Genomic DNA, 17128 nt, shown 5'->3' on the forward strand with positions numbered 1-17128 from the left:
AAAGTCAGTGAAAGCTGATTATTTGTGGCAGCCCTTTACTATTTATATTTTTAAAATTATAGGTTTAGATTTTGCATTTAAGTTGCATTGTTTGGTATGTCAACACTAAACTGCACAAAAATTATAAGGTCTGTTGCTTGAATTCCACTGGGGTAAATAGCCTAGTGTCCTGTGAATTCGAATGTTATTGAACCAATGAACATAATCATCAAGTTCAAGAGCGAGCTGTTCAAGAGTAGAGAAATGTGCTCCGTTAGCGAATTCGGTTTTAAATACCTTAAACATCGCCTCAGCCACGGCGTTATCATAAGGGCATCCCTTCATGCTCAGGGATCGCTGGATTCCAAATGTTTCTAGGGCTTTTGAAATGAGCTTATTATCAAACTCTTTTCCTCGGTCTGTATGAAACATTTGTATGTCGTTCAAGTTACCTCTAATACTTACTAGTGCTTGATAAACCAGCTCTGCTGTCTTATTTGCACCAGTACTACGGCCAATGATTTCACGATTGAAAAGGTCGACAAATAAGCATACATAATGCCATTTTGTTCCGACACGGACATATGTTAAATCACTCACGATGACAGCCAACGGCTCTTTTTGCTCAAATTGGCGCTGTAATTCATTTTTTATCGGCCCTTCATTACATGTTGAGTTATGCACCTTATACTGTGCTACTGTATAGTTTGATACTAGTCCAAGACCTTTCATTAAACGACCAATTCGACGACGTGATACGTGTTTTGGCTCTGGTAATTTACTTAGTTCTTTCTTGATTTTACGCGTACCATAATTATTACCGCTTTCTTTGAAAATACGAGCAATCTCTTTGGAAATCTCATTATCTTCAGTTTTTAGCGCACGTTTGCCACAAACTTCGGCATGATAGTAATACGTACTTTTCGGAATATTAAGGACGTCACACATTGCTGATACTGAATATTTGTGAGCGTTATTTCGAATCACATCTATTTTCGTCCCATGATCAGCGCTGCTTGCTTTAAAATATCATTCTCCATCAGTAAACGTTGATTTTCTTTGCGTAATCGAGCTAGTTCGTTATCTTCTTCAGAGGGATTATCTTTGGCAGCGAATGAACCGGTTTCTTGATGGTTTTTAATCCAACGGTCTAAAGCCGAAGGCGTTATATCGTACTCTCTGGCAATATCTGCACGGGATTTTCCATTTTCATAAAGTTTTACTAATTGCAATTTAAATTCAGATGTAAAAGTTCGACGTTGACGTGACATAGTAGCACGCTCCTTTAAGTTGGTAGTCTAAGTGTACTAGCCCTTATTTTTTATGTCCAACTTAGTGTAGCCGATTCAACCAAAAACCTACGAGGATAGGGGGTGTTGAGTGTGACGGGTTACAGCATCATACTCATAGTGTGACAACCAGAAAAAGGGTCTCTATTCAAATTAGAATCCTTATTTTATTTTGGTTGAAGAACTATGAATTATGTCAGTTATAACTAGCATCTTACCAAAAAACGATAGCCACTTGAATGTCCCCCTAATCTCGATAGCTACTGGACCTGCTCTTTTAATCCAAGATAATCATTGATGGCAAACAATAAATAATCCAATTCTCTCTTAGAGTGACGATTAGATAATTCACCTAGCAAGTTAACAGTTAATTGGCCTTCCGTTATTGTATCTGAATGAACCAATTCTTTTGTCGTGATCCCCATTATCTTGGCAAAGTGTTCAATGCGATCTGATTTTAAAGTACGTTCTCCTTTTAACATAAGTCCTACAAGTGATTTACTTACTCCTAATTGTTCAGCTAGCCATTGATATGATTTATCCTCAGCTTTCAACCATTTAATTACTTTGCTTATTACGATGTCGTTAGTTTTCATATCCTACTCTCCACCTATCTACAAATATCATATCATTCAATATTAAACATCCATAACATTTTTATTCAATCTATGCAACTAAATATTGCATCATTGAGAATTAAATATAAGTGGATAAGTTTATTAAAAAATCGGGTACTTTCTGAAATAAGGAAAGCGTCTTTCTTTATGGAAAGTTCTGAATTATAGAACAAAAACAATGCCCACAGAATTTTTAATCCAACTTTATTATAAATAATCATTCTTTTTTTAAACTACAATTTATATGGCTATACTAAGCTTGTTCAAATCTAGTAGGTTGTTAATAAAAATATATAAATTAATAATATATTATCTATCTTTAAGTATAATATAGTAATTTCCATCATATGTTAAATACTATAGCAATTAAAAGTAGTAAAAGTGAAGGTGGGTATCCGTGAAATATAAAATTATTCCAGGTCTTTTACTAATAATCTTACTATCAATTATCGGAGCATTAACAATAAGGGACAGACTATTTGCAACTGAACTAGAGAAAGGTTCTTATAAAGTGGATTCTTTTGAATCACTACCCAATAAGGAAATAACTTTATTAGAAGCATATGACATAGGGATGGACATAGCAAAAGAATACGATAAAAATTCGGAACTTATTTTTATGAATAGTGTGAATGATGGCAAAATAAATGGTTCAGATGGAAAAAAAGGAAATTGGCAAGGGTATATTACCTTACCTAACAAAAGACTAAGTATCATATTTGTTATCGAAAAGGGGAAACTGAAAAGTTACGATGTAATAGATAGTGATGAACAACTGCCTATTAAAGATGAAGATATAAAAGTAGATAGTAACGAGGTTGTAAAAAAAGCCATATCTGAATTTAAATTAGAACCAGGAAATGATAATTTTTTGAATGGTTATCATTTCCGTCTAATAAGAGATGAGAAAAATGTATTTTTGGGGGTGGGAGGTCAAAAAACAGGCAAGAGAGCAGAAATCTATTTCAATCCTAAAAACGGAGAGTATTTAGGAGGAATTGAAAAAAAATAAACCTTTACAGGAGGAATCAAATATGAAAAAGATTCCTATAATTTTAGGAATGTTATTTATTTTAGGAGCATCTATACTTTCAGAAAGTACTTTAGCAGCAACATATGTAAATCAATCAGTTACCGCATATGTAGCCGATCAGGGTAGTCTGACTTATCATGGTACTGTTCCAGTTATGTATAGTACTGCTGCAGTTCGCCCTAAAGTGTGTGGGAATGCATTATCGGGTACAAAATTTCCTGCTGGAACAATAATTACAACACAGGCCGGATTACCATTCCCTGACGCTCGTTTAAGAAGTACTTTCCAAGTTTACGATATGGGAGATGTTAAGTGTGTAAAAAATGTAACTCCTAATTGGTTTGATATCTTTTTTGGGACATCAGAAAATTATCAACATGCTATAAATTTTGGATTTAATACAGCGAGTTATAATACTAGTTCAACCTTATCAGCAGAAGATTTGAATTCGGAAGACATAAACAACACAGAAGAATTTATAAAAGAAGAAGAAAAAGAGGCTACAAATAATTAGTATTTGGTTGTTCTTAATGAAAAATTTTTGTTCGATAAGTGCATTATCAGCGAGTGTACCTTTACAGGACATACTCATGGTAATGCCTTTTCTTTTTAAGCTTATTGTTAACGACAAACTTTTTGTACACCGTACCTTGGCATTATGCAACGTTCAACCTTCAGGAATGTCCTATATACCGTATATGTAGCCTTGGAAAAAATAAAACTACAACATATTGAAAAAAATGTCCGATAGTGTAAAATTACACTTATGGGTGGTTTTCGTTATCAATATAATATGGGAGTATATATAAATTGAAGAGGTTTATTAAAAGTATTTTGTCTTTATTTCCAGTTCCTTTCTTATTTCATTTTTACGAATTTAATTGTCATCTTGCTAGGCAACAAGCTGATTTTTTGTTTCAGGTATTTCTAGTGTTCATAATTGTTGTAGGTATTTCATCGAGAAACATTAAATTGCCTTTGTTCATTGGCTTGAATTTTATTATGACCGTTATTTCTTTGATATTTGGCTATTTTTTCATAGATGATGATGGAGGTTGGTTTAAACCTTTTGGCAGAGATGCCGCCATTGTATTTGTTTCAATTATTTATATTCTAGGGCAATTAATTATAAGATTATTTAGCAGGCTAGTTCATACTAACAGCCGAAGTAATAAGTAAAGATGAAAAGAAAGGAAGTAATTCTCCTGGATAGATCTCTTTTTCAAAGGCTGCTAACAAAGTATTGTTTTTTTATTATATAAACTATTTAATTTAGCTAAATAATAAAGTATGTGAAAAAGTTACTTAAACTAAAGGAGAGCTTTAGTTTAAGTAGAAATATGCTTTTGATCTTTCACATTCGGGCCAAATCCTATAATAGGAGTTGTGTTTTTTTAGTAAACTCTCTTTAAAAGTGGTTTTGCATACTTGAAAGATTTTGTGCAGTAACAATGTATCAATTCGATATGTAAAAATAACCAACTAGTAGATAAATGAATATATATAAAACCGTTATATATAAATATATTGCTGTTGAGCCTTTATCATTTCTAGCTTGAAATAATACTACAATTGAAAGAATTACTACTAGTATAAAAGGGATTATTTGCCAGTTGTGAAAGCGAAATGGTTATAGGCTGCTTTATTATTTCAGTCATATTGCCTCCGAAAAAGAAAGAATTCAATTCATTTTATCAATATTTTAGTTAAGTGATACCAGTAAATTCTGGGAACCGAATATAGCCTTGCAAGGAGCAAAATAGTACTGAACAATTTGAACACATCATGCAATAGCTTATAGTCATATGAAGTAAGTTATATTCTAGGTAAAAGGATTCCTAAGTTTCTCTCAGACTTAGAGATAGACATCTAAGGGAAGCTTCTTTATCTATTATCAGACTGTATTTTGCTGTTCATTTAAAATTTTGAAGTATTGTGCCATACTAGAGAATTAATTTGAAATAAATAATCTGTTAATTTCTAAAATTCTAAATTGATGTATTTGTTGTATATATTTCTTTATTGCGTGCATGCTATAAAATGTTATTTGCAGGTGTATGGAAATCACAAAATTAATTTAGAAAGTAGTGGATTTCCTTTGAATTAAATAATTTCAAATCCTATATATTTTGCAAACGAATTACAAATAATTACAAAACTTAAGACAGGCAACAATAACAATATACTATGATGGAACTGCGGGAATACCTCCATAGATGTAGAAATAGGAGCAACTATTTTTTTTTACTCTAATTATTGAAAAATTAGTTAATCAAACAAACAACAACCAAATCTAAAATTTTTAGATATAACCACTAAAATTCTCCGCTTCCCATTCATGAATAGCATGCTGTTCTGTCTCCAACACCTTCTCCATATAAATGATAGTCGTTTCTATCTTTTTATGACCGAGGGATTTCATAATTCTATACATATATGGAAAGTATATTTTCCAGCTAGCCTTTTGTCCGAACGATAGTTAAAAATGACTGGAGTATCTATCTTATGTAAAACCTCAATCCTTTTGACATGAAAAGGAGTAGTTAAGGGCCAAATAATCACGAATGATTTTAGGATGTCCGCCATTTTCAAGACAAAGTTTACTCGCAATTTTAATTTCCTTCTGATTATAGTGAGATTGCGCACCAATTAAAAATATGCCTGACAGTATCAATAATGTGCCAATCGCCAAAACATATTTTATGACTCTTTTCAATACACGTACCTCCATTTCAAAAGTAATCGGTATCCCTAGTATATGTTGAACGATGAAAGCAATATGTTAATTGACTTATTGTATACACTTGTATACAATAACTTTAAATCAACGTATACGTTTGTATACAAAGGGAGTGTTTAATGAATGAGAGGTTCAGGTTTTAGAGAGCATATGAAGGAAGGTCATCATCGAGGTGGTCGTCACAGAGGAATGGAGGGAACGGCATCACGTGGAGCAAAAACGTTCCGAAGAGGGAGAGCCATTGCCTTTTTAGAAACGTTAAATGTGAAACGTGCAACGATTAAACAGCAATTAGAAAAGCCCGAGTTTCAATCCATTCAGCAAATTTTAGTAGGTGAGTTAAAGGCCATTGATATGGTGATCCAAGAATTTAGCCAGCTGTTTGATATACATGAAAGCGAAACAGTAGAAACTGCAGTTGATCATTCACAGATAGAAGAAGGAGATTCTGTGCATGAAAAAAGTGAATAACTATATTGATACGGTATTTGCCCAGCAGGACCCCATTCTTGAGAATGTCATAGCTTCCATTACGGAACAAGGTATGCCAGCCATTTCAGTTTCTCCTTCATCAGGAAAGCTATTGACGATGCTCGTATCGCTTACAGGGGCTCAGGATATTTTAGAAATCGGTGCATTAGGTGGTTATAGTGGCATCTGTCTAGCGAGAGGAATGGCAGATGAGGGCGCATTAACCTCACTAGAATTAGAGGAAAAATATGCACAGTTAGCTGCACAAAATCTTGCCAATGCAGGCTTTGCTGAACAAGTGACCTATCTCACTGGGCCTGCCCTTGAAAGCCTTGAAAAGCTTGTAGCTGATGGAAAACGCTTTGATTTTTTCTTTATTGACGCGGATAAGGAAAATTACGAGCATTATTTAGCATATTGTATAAAACTAGCAAATACTGATGCATTAATTGTCACGGATAATGTATTAGCAGCGGGTAGTGTTGCAGACCCAGAAGTGACACCAAAACGATATACAGCCATCATGAAGAAATTTAATCGTCTGGTGGCGAACCACCCACAATTGGAGTCAATTCTTTTACCCATTGGGGATGGCATAACCGTTTCTAAGGTAAAAAAATAATAAAGATTAGTCCTCCTTTATGGTAAAGTATGGTTAGTAACTGAAAAAGGAGAGATGCGTTTGAAACAAGCGTTAGTTGTGATTGATGCACAGCAAGAACTGATAGAAGGTAATCAGGAGGAACAAGCTGTTTATCGCAAAGAAGAATTACTAGAGACCATCAATAAGGTAATTAAAAAGGCTATCGAGGAAAATGTTCAAATTATTTTTGTTCGTGATCAAGATGTGGCTGGTGGAGAGGGAGATGGCTTTCAAGTACATAAAAAAATCCATGTTCCAATATCAGCTGTCTTTTTTGACAAACTCGCTACCAATGCATTCTACAAAACTGGGCTGCTGGAGTATTTAAAGGATCATGACGTGAAGCATTTGGTAATGATGGGGTGTAAAACCGAGCATTGTGTGGATACTGCCGTCAGATCAGCCACTGTTCACGGCTTCGATGTCACAGTTGTCGCTGATGGACATTCGACGAACGGCTCCAAGCATTTAGTACCAGAAGCCATGATCGCACATCATAATGACATATTACACGGTCATTACAATGTTGACCATTTCTCGCTGGTGCGTCATTCAGACGAAGACTTATTTGAACCTAGCCATTCAACCTACCGCTAACATAATAATGACCAAGAATTTTAGTTCTTGGTCATTTCTTATACGTTCTTGATGATCAAACTACTACATAGAAGACGTTATGATAGAGCAAAAGCTTGTCCAAAAGGATGGAGTTTTTTCAGAAATGGAAAGCAGTAACACATTTTTTGCTCCAAAAAATGGAATACAAGCTATGCTTAATCCTTCTTATTCATAGGGCCACTGTGCGAGCAGTGACCCTAAGTATCAAGTCAGGAGGTGTAAGGCTAAAATTAGCTTTACACTATTATATGTATGTGAAAGTAACTTCGAAAGTTAGTTATCTGCCTGTTCGATAGATTATTTTTTTGAATGGCGACTAAATCGGGCACAATATATCGGATGACTCAATTCTATTCTTGCTATTGTTGTGAAAAGGGAGGTTATTCAAGTGGATTCATGCACACGACTGAATGAAGCGATTGCCTATATTGAGGCCAATTTGACCAATGACATTGATATGAAGGAAGTGGCAAGTAGAGCGTATTGTTCTGAGTATCACTTTAAACGAATGTTTTCTTTTCTCGCAGGCATCTCGCTCTCCGAATACATTCGTCGGAGACGTTTGACACTGGCCGCTCTTGAATTGTCGAACGCCTCTTTGAGAATCCTCGATATAGCAGTTATGTATGGTTATAGCTCAGCAGATGCTTTTACAAGAGCCTTTCAGCACTTACATGGGATTACACCTTCAGAGGCGAGGCAAACTGGCCAAACATTCAAAGCTTTTCCACGGATGACCTTCCAATTGACCATCCAAGGAGGAATTGAAATGAATTACCGACTCGAGCAAAAGGAAGCCTTTCGCATCGTTGGTTTGATGAAACGCGTACCGATTATTTTTCAGGGAGAAAATCCGGACATTGTGAAATTGGCGCAATCCCTAACAACCACAGATATTGAGCAACTTAAAAAGCTGTCTAATGTGGAACCTAAGGGCATCATCCAAGCTTCTACAAATTTTTCAGAGGGGCGAATGGAGCAAAAGGGAGAACTCGATCATTATATTGGCGTGGCTACTACAGCAACAATCCCTGGGCGCTTTTGCCAACTTGCTGTCCCAGCGAATACATGGGCTGTCTTTACAGTGGTCGGACCTTTCCCGCAAACACTTCAGGAGACGTGGGGCCGCATTTATGCTGAGTGGTTTCCATCTTCCAGCTATGAACAGGTTGCTGGCCCTGAAATTGTCAGTCTTGCGAGCACCGATTTTTCATCACCAACCTTTACAAGTGAAATATGGATACCCATTCACAAAAAAGAGCCTCTTGCATAATGCATGGCTCTTTAATGTATTTTTGTTCCATTGGGTACATGCTGATCAGGTGTTAACAGGATGACGTCTCCCTCACCTGGCACTCCACCAATGACTAACACCTCTGACTTAAAACCGGCAACGCGGCGTGGGGGGAAATTAACAATTGCTACGACTTGCTTTCCGACCATTTCCTCTGGCGTATAACGTTTTGTAATTTGGGCGGAAGACTGTTTAATACCGAGCTCTTCACCAAAATCGATGTTCATTTTTATTGCTGGAACACGTGCTTTTGGTAGCTCCTGTGCTTCCAAGACCGTACCAACTCGTAGATCAAGCGCTGTAAAATCTTCAAATGTGGCCATTATTCAACTCTCCTTCATGTCAACTATATTATCATGCTAACATTATGTGGGAAATTATTCAAAATAAAAAAGAAGAGCACATAGAGTGCCCTTCTTTTCTTAACGACGATGCTCTACCAGGTCAATAGCTCCTAACACAATATGAGCTAAACCAAAGCCAAAAATGGTGTTGGCCACCATTTTATTAGAGCCATGCTTTTGCTTCATGGCATATCCTGCCGCTGTGACAGCCGACCCGAGAATAGTTGGGATTAAACCTTCACGAACATTATTCATAAAATTGATCCCTCCGTCGTATGATTCGGTATAAGTTTCATACCATATTTACTATGAACGTTTGCAGCGTATCCTATACGAATAAATAATAGGTTGAAAATATACGGCTGTCATTTATTGTTGAATAGGTGCTACTTTTATTTGATCGACCATAAATTCGTTCTTCGTATGATCGAATTTATAGGTAATGTGGAAATCAGCCACATTTATAGGAAAGACACTAGCCGCAAGAGTCAATTTTATCTTTTGATTTTCTAAATAGTAAATCGTTATCCCACCAAAACCTAGTTCATCCTGCTGTAATTCTAGCTCTGGATCGACATGATAGTCCAAGTGATATTCCTTGCCCAGTGCTTGGCCCGTAATCGTTAATGTTTCATGATCCTTTTTCACAACGTTTGACTCAATATGTTGAGCAACAATTTCCTCATAATGAGGGACCTTTATTTCTTGTAAGTCCTGATCTACTATATGAATATCATAATTATCTAGCCCAGTTCCTCTGCCAGTTTGAATGATGATAACAGCTTCTTCTTTGCCATCCTCCGTCATATCTATGTAAAACACTTGTGGCTCGGTTCCTGTATCACCAGGGTTGTTCCAATTAAAGTCCTTCACCTTCCCATTAATCTCTAGCTTTACGCTCTCTCCATTCTTATACAGTTTTACTTCTTTATGGTCAGAGGCCCCAATTAATGTGGCATCTATATGTGTTGGGCTGTGGGCTTCCTTCGAAATTCGTTCTTCTGTTGGATCATCTTTTTGATCTGATTGGCATCCTGAAAATATAACTGTACTTAACAATAGCAATGTACCAATTTCTTTTTTCAATCGTATCTACACCTTTCTTAATCTTTGTAAAATCTATGTCATTTATCACAAATAGCTGCAAGCAATAATGGGGAAGAAGCCGATATACATAAGCGAACTATTACTACAGAAATTTTTTCTCCCTCTACAAAGTGGGCTTAGTAGAAAACAACAAGACGACTTCGTACATTACAATAATTTACAAAATAAAGCAAATTCCTCTTTATATTATATAGTTGATGTAGTAAATATGAAAATTTTGGATTTATTGAAACGAAAATGAAGCCTCAATCGTATACTAAAGTAAAGGGGGGCGGAAATGAAATATGTAGGCATCGGAACAATATTGTCCATCCTAGGTGTAGTATTTTCAATCCTAATATGGGGTACAGAAAAAGCGCATTTACTTTCTGGATTGGTAGGTGGAATATTCATAATATTCGCTCTGTTAGTGTCGGGTTCGATGGGGAGTGGGGATAGAATGCGGGCTAATTTTGCAACAGCAACAAAAGAAGATAGGGACGAACGCAATCATATGATGAATAATGCTTTATTGTTAGCATTACCAAATATTATTGTCGCTATCTTTGCGTATTATATGTGATCATACCAGCTCAATTGAAAGGATGATGTGTACCTTGGATAAAGAAAAAGATTATTATTCAGAAGCATCTAGATATACACTTGCAGTTGTTCTCTTCACACTCATCATTTGGGGCATCTATGATTGGCGAAACGCAACACCCAATGGTTTTCAATTTTTATTAATAAATGAAATTGTTATCACTCTTGGGATTACACGCTATATTTTGAAGAAACGAGATCAAAAAAGAAAGCGCTCTTAATAATCTTTACATAGATAATCAATAAAAGTGTCACATCTACCCTAGGTGTGGCTTTTTTTGTTGCATTTAATAAGTAAAAGTACATTTGCAATAGAGAGGTGGTACTATGCAATTAACAGATGGTACACGGACGTTTGAAACGGATATAATTGATGAAGCTGCTAGAAAAAAGGAACGTGATGAGCAGGAGCGGGAGATGCTTAATGCCTTTGCACGCTATGCATATCTTCGATACAAGCAAATACGGGATAAGGTCAATCCGCGTAAATGCAAATACATGTATATCCATCAAGTTCGCCAACAATTAACTTCACCCGCTAGACTGCAACGTGTTTGCAATCTTGTAGGCATGACGGATGAAGAAGTACTTTATATTGTAGAATTTGTCCGCAAGTATTTGAAATACGTCAAATAAAAGCCTCATCGTTGAATGGGGTTTTTTTACATAATTTCTAGGGAGAATTGTTTCTCAATACCCCACTCCATATAGTATGATGAACGTGGATAAAGGAGTGAAGCGATTTTGAGATTCATTAAATGGTTAGTTGTTTTTATTATTCTCATTGGTATAGTTGGCTATGGTGTATTACATTTTGGCACGAAATTTGCGTCCGAAAAAATTGTCAATACACTTTCAACAGAATTAGAGAATAGTGGACAAATGGAAGAAATAAAAAATACGATTGAAAATGATCCGGAGTTAAAAGCCTATATGGAAGAGGCGAAAACGGTTGATAGTAGTACGTTACCGTTTACATCAAAAGAAGATGCTACGAAAGTAATCATTCAAAAGGTTGGCATTACAGAGCTCAATGATATTCGTGTGAAATTACAAGATGGCTCCATGACAAAGGAAGAAGCATTGCAACAGGTAGAAGGAAAATTATCAGATGAAGAAATAGCTGCATTAAAAGTTATTATTTATAAAGAACTGTACGAATAAACAAGGCCGCAAAATGGGCAGTTAGCCTAGCAGAGGCACTTACTAAATGGTAAGTGTCTTTTTTGCTGTATATGTATGCAGAAGGCCATTCTCTGAAAACGACCACAAATTTTAGTGAATTAGAAAAATTGTCCCCTTTTACAGCATGCCCGTTTATATAGATAGTACAGAGATTAATTGTAGGGGAGAGGGGTAGCTATGATCTACAGAGTAGTAAAGAACGAAAATTTTGTCGTATTGGACAAGGGCTTTTTAAATGATGATCAATTAAGTTGGAAGGCAAAGGGTTTACTTGCCTATATGCTGTCATTACCAGATGATTGGGATTTTTGTCTGACTGATTTAGCGACACGTAGTAAATGCGGACGTGAAGCAACTGCTAGCATTATCAATGAACTGATTTTGGCAGGTTATCTTCAAAAGGTGCAGGAGCGAACAAAGGATGGGAAATTCAGCAAGGTGGAATTTGTCGTTTTTGAAGTATCAAAACGTGCTGCCCGTCCGTCAACGGGTTATCCGTCAACGGACGCACCACAAACGGAAAAGCCCACACAACTAAATAATAAATTACTAAATAACCAATTACTAAAAAATAAAGATGATGATCAACAATCACATACAGCCGACTACTTTTACGAACAACAAGGCTTTGGCTCACTGTCGGCGTATATAACGGCAAAAATTCATTCCTGGCTTACCATTTTTTCAGAGGAAATCGTCATTCATGCGATGAAGCTAGCTGTAGAACACAATGTATTGCGCTGGCGGTATGTTGAGAAGATATTGCGAAATTGGCATCATAAACAACTAAAGACCATGGCAGATATTGCTTCAGATCAAAGGCGCTTTCAGGCCAAGAAGATAAAAGTGACGGACATTCCAGCCAATAGACGTCAAGAGATTATTCCGCAGTGGTTTCATCATCGTCATGAAGAGGAACGGCCACAGCAGCCAACCATTAATTTTGAAGCAGAACGACAAAAAATATTAGCGCTGCTCGAAAGTGGTTAAACGTCCTAATTTTCGGCATACCATAAAGGCTTCACAGATGAAAAGTAAGCATGATCCTCCAAAATTAGCTGAATTCTGGCTAATGCATCGTCAAACGATTGCGGATCATATTGGCGTGTCCAAGCAATAGTTGCAATGACATTCATCGCGGCATATAAGGCATAAAGGCGCCAAAACTGATCATCTGGTGGCTGTGTGAAATACCCATTTATTTGCCCGACGCAATAGGGGACGCTATGCCGTCTACTAAACAGGGCTAGATTATAAAAATCATGATAGGGATCGCCGGCATCATAGCCATTGAAATCAATAACCCCATTGAAGCTGTTTTGGTGACAAATAATGTGACCAAGATGGTAATCATCATGAAGCAGCGTAATAGGACGTTGTCTTAATAGCGGCCAATGTTCTTCGATAAAGCTCAATAATTTAGCTTCTTGCGGAATTTGATAAGAATCCTGTTGATAGGATTGTAAATAATTGGTAAATTTCTCTTTTTGTAACGTCTCCCATTGGACAGTTTTTGGAGCTTTCACCTGATGAATTTTTCTTAATTCTTTCCCAGCCGCAAGACCGAGATGGAACTGCTCTGTGTCCGAAAGGTGAGGAATGATTTCATCCGCAGGGGTGCCTATTAAATAGCTCATAACCATCGTTGAAAGATCGTTGTCAGGGAGGACCATATATTCAATGGCCTTATGTGTTTGAACTCCCTGTAGCTCTAAGTCCTGCAGCAAAGTAAACTCAATCCACCTTTTGTCGTGGTGTGCGAGATCGGATAGCCGTACAAAATAAGGTGTATCATCAACTGTTACAACATATTTGGTATCAGAGGAATAACCTTTGTCGATTTTATTAATAGCAGTGTAACCTTGTAAGCTAGTTAATCGATTCATGATATTTTCTACAACCATTTTATCTCTCTCCTTCCATCAGTTTAGAAGATACAAAATACTATATGGAGCTGTCCTTTGTCAATGTACCTGTTGAAGTGAAATGATCATTTATTCATCATTTTAAATAATAGTCATGAGCACAACTAACTAGAAAAAATGGTGTAGCTTGCATTTACTAGAATAAGTGAATGTTATTCTCTTCAATCATTCACGGTCATTAGCTTGACATGTGTAGCAGCAAAAAAGGTGAAATAGAGCAGTCACCCATTCAGCCCCATCAGTCAACCATGGCAAATAGTTAGAATATCGCACTATAACTAGTTGTTGATTCTCCCCTAAAATCGACATAACTAATGAATAACATGGTTGTCATTCGCAAAAAAATGATAGGAAAGGGTGGTGCATAATGAGTTATGTTATTGAAATGCAAATAATGTCAGGTTTACCGAATCAGCCGCTCACCGCCATCAAATACGTGGTAGCACATGAATCAGGTAACAGCACAAACACAGGTCCAAACGCATTAGAAAATGAAATTGCCTATATGAATAGAAATAAAGCCAATGCCTTCGTTTCTCACTGGGTAGGAGGAGGTGGACGCATTGTGCAAATAGCACCCGTTAACCGCGTCCAATATGGTTGTGGACCAAAAGGGAATCCGTATAGCTATGCTCAAGTAGAGCTAGCGCGGACTTCCGATAAGGAACAATTTAAAAAGGATTATGCGGCTTATATTTGGTTATTGCGCAAAATGGCTATAGAAGCAGGGGTACCAACTATTTTAGATGGTACTGGCAACGGCATTAAATCCCATCGATGGATTGCCGATAATTTGGGCGGCACCACACACAAAGATCCGTTTGCCTATTTAATGAGTATGGGTGTTACCGAAGCACAGTTCCAACAAGATATAAAAAATGGCCTGGAGGAGGAGTTAACCGTGTCACAATATAATGAGTTGAAGCAGGAAATAGAGGCTTTAAAAAGCTTATTAGCTACTAAAGCCAGTTTACAATCCGACCGAGAAGTAGGCGCATCTTACAAAGAAGCATGGGATTGGGCCATTCAAGAAGGTATTATCCGAGGAGATGGTAGTAAAAATATGAATCCAGCAGGCGTTCTCACGCGGGAGCAAATGGCTACTATGCTCAAACGATATTACGATAAATTTGTCGATAATAAATAACTATGCTATAATATAGAAAGGATAAAGTTCGTTGAAACAGCGTGCTTTATCTTTTTTTTAGATTTTTAGAACTTTTGTCGAAATAAATAGAAGAGAGGCGGGGGTTAGGATGTTAACAAAAATAAGAAAAGTAAAATTTGAGCAGGAACGAAAAAATCCGTTATATAACGTAGTCATGGAGTGTCCAGAGGGAAAGCAATTATATGTCAAATTTGATTATACTTATAAGACTAAAAACTTCTGGCCATTAGAAGTAAATTATAATAAGAAAAATTATGGTGCTAAACTGGCATGGTATACAAATGAAGTAGAAAATATGACAGTTGCTGCATTTTTAGAGAAAATTGCTAATAAAATTAATAAAAAATATCAGTTCGAGTTAAATCAACACTAAAAAAGCAGCATCCTTCAGGGGAAGCTGCTTTTTGCTTGTCCATTATTTTGTTGTAATATAGACCGTTAATTTGGCTTCATCAAATGTTACCTCTGCGCCAAGAGCTTGACTTACAAAACGTAAAGGTACCATTGTTGTTCCTTGATAAACTTCAGCAGGGTGACTAAGGTTAATGGTAGATGTCGTTCCATTTGCATCTACATAAGCAGTTTTGTTACCTACGCCGATGACAATTTTCTTGCTGTCCTTCGTCGCAGTTACTTTTTTAGTAGCACTATCATAAGAAACTGTTGCACCAAGTGCTTCAAAAATCGGTTTCATCGGTACCAATGTTGTGCCATTTTTCATGTAGGCGCTCGGCGTATAGCTTTGTTTTACATTATTCAAATAAACGGCTACTTTTGTCAATGACGGTGCTTGTATTGCTGTTGTAGGCTGCGTATAGTTGCTTTGACCACCTGAGGAAGAACCACCGCCGCTATTCCCATTATGATAATGATAGCCTGTACAAAGACCTTTTGCCTTTGACTTATCAGAACAATTATGCCCACCATTGCTATCGAGACGCCCTGGATGCGCATCAGCAATCGAGGTAGTAGTGAAGAATAGTGTAACCATCGCTAAAAACAAGACCAGTTTTTTCATATGTATCCTCCTATTATCAAAATATGTAATTATTATACTATATAAAAGTAAAATTTGGAATGTTTTTATAGTAAATTAGTATTAAAAAACAACACAAAATGGAAGGTACTAACAGATCAATTATTAGTGCCAACTTGATTTAAACGAAGTTAGTTCATTTTAACTTCTCTATTTTTTGTAAGAGGCGATGGAGGACAGCGGTAAAGATTCTAAAATAAATTTATCCATAATCCATTTTTTTATTTAAAAAAGCACTCATCCATATTGGATCAATGCCTTTTAGTATGATTCATTAACATCTTACATATTTCCGTTTAAAACCAAGCTTCCCTCGATCGAGTTCCTTTTGAATGTTTTCATACGCATTCAATGTCGTGCTTTTTTTATTGTCACGCTTCATTTCCACAGGACCAACTGCCTGCGCTGTTGCCACTGCCTTCTCGTGAAGGGGTACATAGGAAATCGCGACTGTGTAAAGAAAATTATTCATCGCAGATTTTGTTCGTTCGGGTGCAGTATGAATCGTATTATTCACAACATCTAGCATCCTCGCTAATTTGCCCTTAGAAAACTCGCTATCTTTGCGATTTCCTAAAAGCCAGCAATAGCAGCTCCAGCCCGCTGACATTTTCAGTTCCTCACCACTTGCAATCCATGCATCTGCTACCTCTTGTGCAATAGGGGATTCCGCTAAAGTGACTGCCACTACATAATCAGATAGCATATAAAAATAGGCAGAATCCATCCATCGATCAAAATCAGCCGCCGTCATCGTTTTTGGATCTGCAATGATACCCGCAAAGTACATCGCATCATAGTTGCCAGTAGCATAAAGCTCATCTGCTAAAGCCTGATCGATTTTAATTTTTTTAGCAATCGGCTTCATCGCTCCAGTTGCCACGCCAAAAACCGGCTCATGTGCCCCATTCGACATATACATTTTCTTCGTACGTTCTTTGCCTAGCTTCTCCAGCTCCTGCATGACCATTTCTGCATTCATAGAAGCACTTCCTTTTTATCTAATTTCAACGCCATCCCTTATTATCCTATATGGAATGTCCTTTTGTCATGGTTGAACTAGTTTGTCTGGAGAAGGAGATGCTGCTTATGCTTTC

23 protein-coding genes are annotated in these 17128 nt (G+C 36.8%); 13 read left to right on the plus strand and 10 right to left on the minus strand.

All coding sequences use genetic code 11. The features are described 5' to 3' along the window. Window positions 1-105 precede the first annotated feature (105 nt). Both MKY80_RS09575 and MKY80_RS09580 read right to left on the minus strand, forming a co-directional pair. Window positions 106-1250 (minus strand): IS3 family transposase gene (locus tag MKY80_RS09575; protein WP_342532736.1). Its coding sequence is split into 2 segments (ribosomal slippage): window positions 106-971 and window positions 971-1250, totalling 1146 coding nucleotides; the frame shifts between segments, so codons are not numbered across the junction. Window positions 1251-1528: 278 nt separating this feature from the next. Continuing rightward, window positions 1529-1864: a helix-turn-helix transcriptional regulator gene (locus MKY80_RS09580; protein WP_089984717.1), complete on the minus strand. Its 336-nt coding sequence runs from the start codon at window positions 1862-1864 to the stop codon at window positions 1529-1531. A gap of 418 nt (window positions 1865-2282) precedes the next feature. Between MKY80_RS09580 and MKY80_RS09585 the strand changes: the two genes are divergently transcribed. Further along, window positions 2283-2897: a hypothetical protein gene (locus MKY80_RS09585; RefSeq protein ID WP_342532739.1), complete on the plus strand. Its 615-nt coding sequence runs from the start codon at window positions 2283-2285 to the stop codon at window positions 2895-2897. Between the two features lie 22 nt (window positions 2898-2919). Then, window positions 2920-3432, plus strand: a complete 513-nt coding sequence (locus MKY80_RS09590; RefSeq protein WP_139150934.1) for a hypothetical protein — start codon at window positions 2920-2922, stop codon at window positions 3430-3432. Window positions 3433-5220: 1788 nt separating this feature from the next. Here the strand turns inward: MKY80_RS09590 and MKY80_RS09595 are convergent. Both MKY80_RS09595 and MKY80_RS09600 read right to left on the minus strand, forming a co-directional pair. After that, a complete protein-coding gene (locus tag MKY80_RS09595) occupies window positions 5221-5352 on the minus strand; it encodes a hypothetical protein (RefSeq protein ID WP_258954896.1) in 132 nt (43 codons plus the stop codon). An 81-nt stretch (window positions 5353-5433) separates the two neighbouring features. Further along, entirely contained in the window at window positions 5434-5634 is a 201-nt protein-coding gene (locus tag MKY80_RS09600) for a hypothetical protein (protein WP_036125393.1), read from the minus strand. Window positions 5635-5808: 174 nt separating this feature from the next. Between MKY80_RS09600 and MKY80_RS09605 the strand changes: the two genes are divergently transcribed. The 4 genes from MKY80_RS09605 to MKY80_RS09620 all read left to right on the plus strand — a co-directional run bounded on the left by MKY80_RS09605 (window position 5809) and on the right by MKY80_RS09620 (window position 8663). Next, window positions 5809-6129, plus strand: coding sequence for a hypothetical protein (locus tag MKY80_RS09605; protein WP_085961726.1), 321 nt, complete (start codon window positions 5809-5811; stop codon window positions 6127-6129). Next, window positions 6113-6751: an O-methyltransferase gene (locus MKY80_RS09610; RefSeq protein WP_089984711.1), complete on the plus strand. Its 639-nt coding sequence runs from the start codon at window positions 6113-6115 to the stop codon at window positions 6749-6751. Before MKY80_RS09605 ends, MKY80_RS09610 begins: the two co-directional genes overlap by 17 nt. A 60-nt stretch (window positions 6752-6811) precedes the next feature. Then, a complete protein-coding gene (locus tag MKY80_RS09615) occupies window positions 6812-7369 on the plus strand; it encodes an isochorismatase family protein (protein WP_342532744.1) in 558 nt (185 codons plus the stop codon). 409 nt (window positions 7370-7778) lie between these two features. Continuing rightward, window positions 7779-8663: an AraC family transcriptional regulator gene (locus MKY80_RS09620; protein WP_043990647.1), complete on the plus strand. Its 885-nt coding sequence runs from the start codon at window positions 7779-7781 to the stop codon at window positions 8661-8663. An 11-nt stretch (window positions 8664-8674) separates the two neighbouring features. On the opposite strand, the gene csaA is transcribed toward MKY80_RS09620, so the two are convergent. The 3 genes from csaA to MKY80_RS09635 form a co-directional block, all read right to left on the minus strand. After that, window positions 8675-9007, minus strand: coding sequence for a chaperone CsaA (gene csaA / locus MKY80_RS09625; protein WP_008179754.1), 333 nt, complete (start codon window positions 9005-9007; stop codon window positions 8675-8677). A 99-nt stretch (window positions 9008-9106) separates the two neighbouring features. Further along, window positions 9107-9283, minus strand: coding sequence for a hypothetical protein (locus MKY80_RS09630; protein WP_008179752.1), 177 nt, complete (start codon window positions 9281-9283; stop codon window positions 9107-9109). 114 nt (window positions 9284-9397) lie between these two features. Then, window positions 9398-10114, minus strand: coding sequence for a hypothetical protein (locus MKY80_RS09635; protein WP_089984706.1), 717 nt, complete (start codon window positions 10112-10114; stop codon window positions 9398-9400). Between the two features lie 298 nt (window positions 10115-10412). Here MKY80_RS09635 and MKY80_RS09640 point away from each other — a divergent pair, with 298 nt between their 5' ends. The 5 genes from MKY80_RS09640 to MKY80_RS09660 all read left to right on the plus strand — a co-directional run bounded on the left by MKY80_RS09640 (window position 10413) and on the right by MKY80_RS09660 (window position 12892). Next, window positions 10413-10697, plus strand: coding sequence for a DUF5316 domain-containing protein (locus MKY80_RS09640; protein WP_008179747.1), 285 nt, complete (start codon window positions 10413-10415; stop codon window positions 10695-10697). Window positions 10698-10722: 25 nt separating this feature from the next. Then, on the plus strand, window positions 10723-10938 hold the full coding sequence (locus MKY80_RS09645) for a hypothetical protein (protein WP_237068775.1): 216 nt from the start codon (window positions 10723-10725) through the stop codon (window positions 10936-10938). Between the two features lie 106 nt (window positions 10939-11044). Then, window positions 11045-11353, plus strand: a complete 309-nt coding sequence (locus MKY80_RS09650; RefSeq protein WP_008179743.1) for a hypothetical protein — start codon at window positions 11045-11047, stop codon at window positions 11351-11353. A gap of 108 nt (window positions 11354-11461) precedes the next feature. After that, entirely contained in the window at window positions 11462-11881 is a 420-nt protein-coding gene (locus MKY80_RS09655) for a hypothetical protein (protein WP_008179741.1), read from the plus strand. 198 nt (window positions 11882-12079) lie between these two features. Then, on the plus strand, window positions 12080-12892 hold the full coding sequence (locus MKY80_RS09660; RefSeq protein ID WP_089984704.1) for a DnaD domain protein: 813 nt from the start codon (window positions 12080-12082) through the stop codon (window positions 12890-12892). Window positions 12893-12897: 5 nt separating this feature from the next. Here the strand turns inward: MKY80_RS09660 and MKY80_RS09665 are convergent, their stop codons facing one another. After that, window positions 12898-13806, minus strand: a complete 909-nt coding sequence (locus MKY80_RS09665; RefSeq protein WP_342532751.1) for a phosphotransferase — start codon at window positions 13804-13806, stop codon at window positions 12898-12900. Window positions 13807-14194: 388 nt separating this feature from the next. Here MKY80_RS09665 and MKY80_RS09670 point away from each other — a divergent pair, with 388 nt between their 5' ends. After that, the gene (locus MKY80_RS09670) at window positions 14195-14974 is read left to right on the plus strand and encodes an N-acetylmuramoyl-L-alanine amidase (protein ID WP_008179735.1); all 780 of its coding nucleotides are present in this window, start codon (window positions 14195-14197) and stop codon (window positions 14972-14974) included. Window positions 14975-15083: 109 nt separating this feature from the next. Further along, the gene (locus tag MKY80_RS09675; protein WP_008179733.1) at window positions 15084-15368 is read left to right on the plus strand and encodes a hypothetical protein; all 285 of its coding nucleotides are present in this window, start codon (window positions 15084-15086) and stop codon (window positions 15366-15368) included. A 42-nt stretch (window positions 15369-15410) separates the two neighbouring features. On the opposite strand, the gene MKY80_RS09680 is transcribed toward MKY80_RS09675, so the two are convergent. Both MKY80_RS09680 and MKY80_RS09685 read right to left on the minus strand, forming a co-directional pair. After that, a complete protein-coding gene (locus MKY80_RS09680) occupies window positions 15411-16013 on the minus strand; it encodes a copper amine oxidase N-terminal domain-containing protein (RefSeq protein WP_342532754.1) in 603 nt (200 codons plus the stop codon). Between the two features lie 292 nt (window positions 16014-16305). Beyond that, window positions 16306-17013, minus strand: a complete 708-nt coding sequence (locus MKY80_RS09685; protein ID WP_342532756.1) for a DNA alkylation repair protein — start codon at window positions 17011-17013, stop codon at window positions 16306-16308. Window positions 17014-17128: the final 115 nt, after the last annotated feature.

Origin of the sequence: Lysinibacillus sp. FSL R5-0849, from assembly GCF_038595075.1 — a bacterium.
GTDB lineage: Bacteria > Bacillota > Bacilli > Bacillales_A > Planococcaceae > Lysinibacillus > Lysinibacillus fusiformis.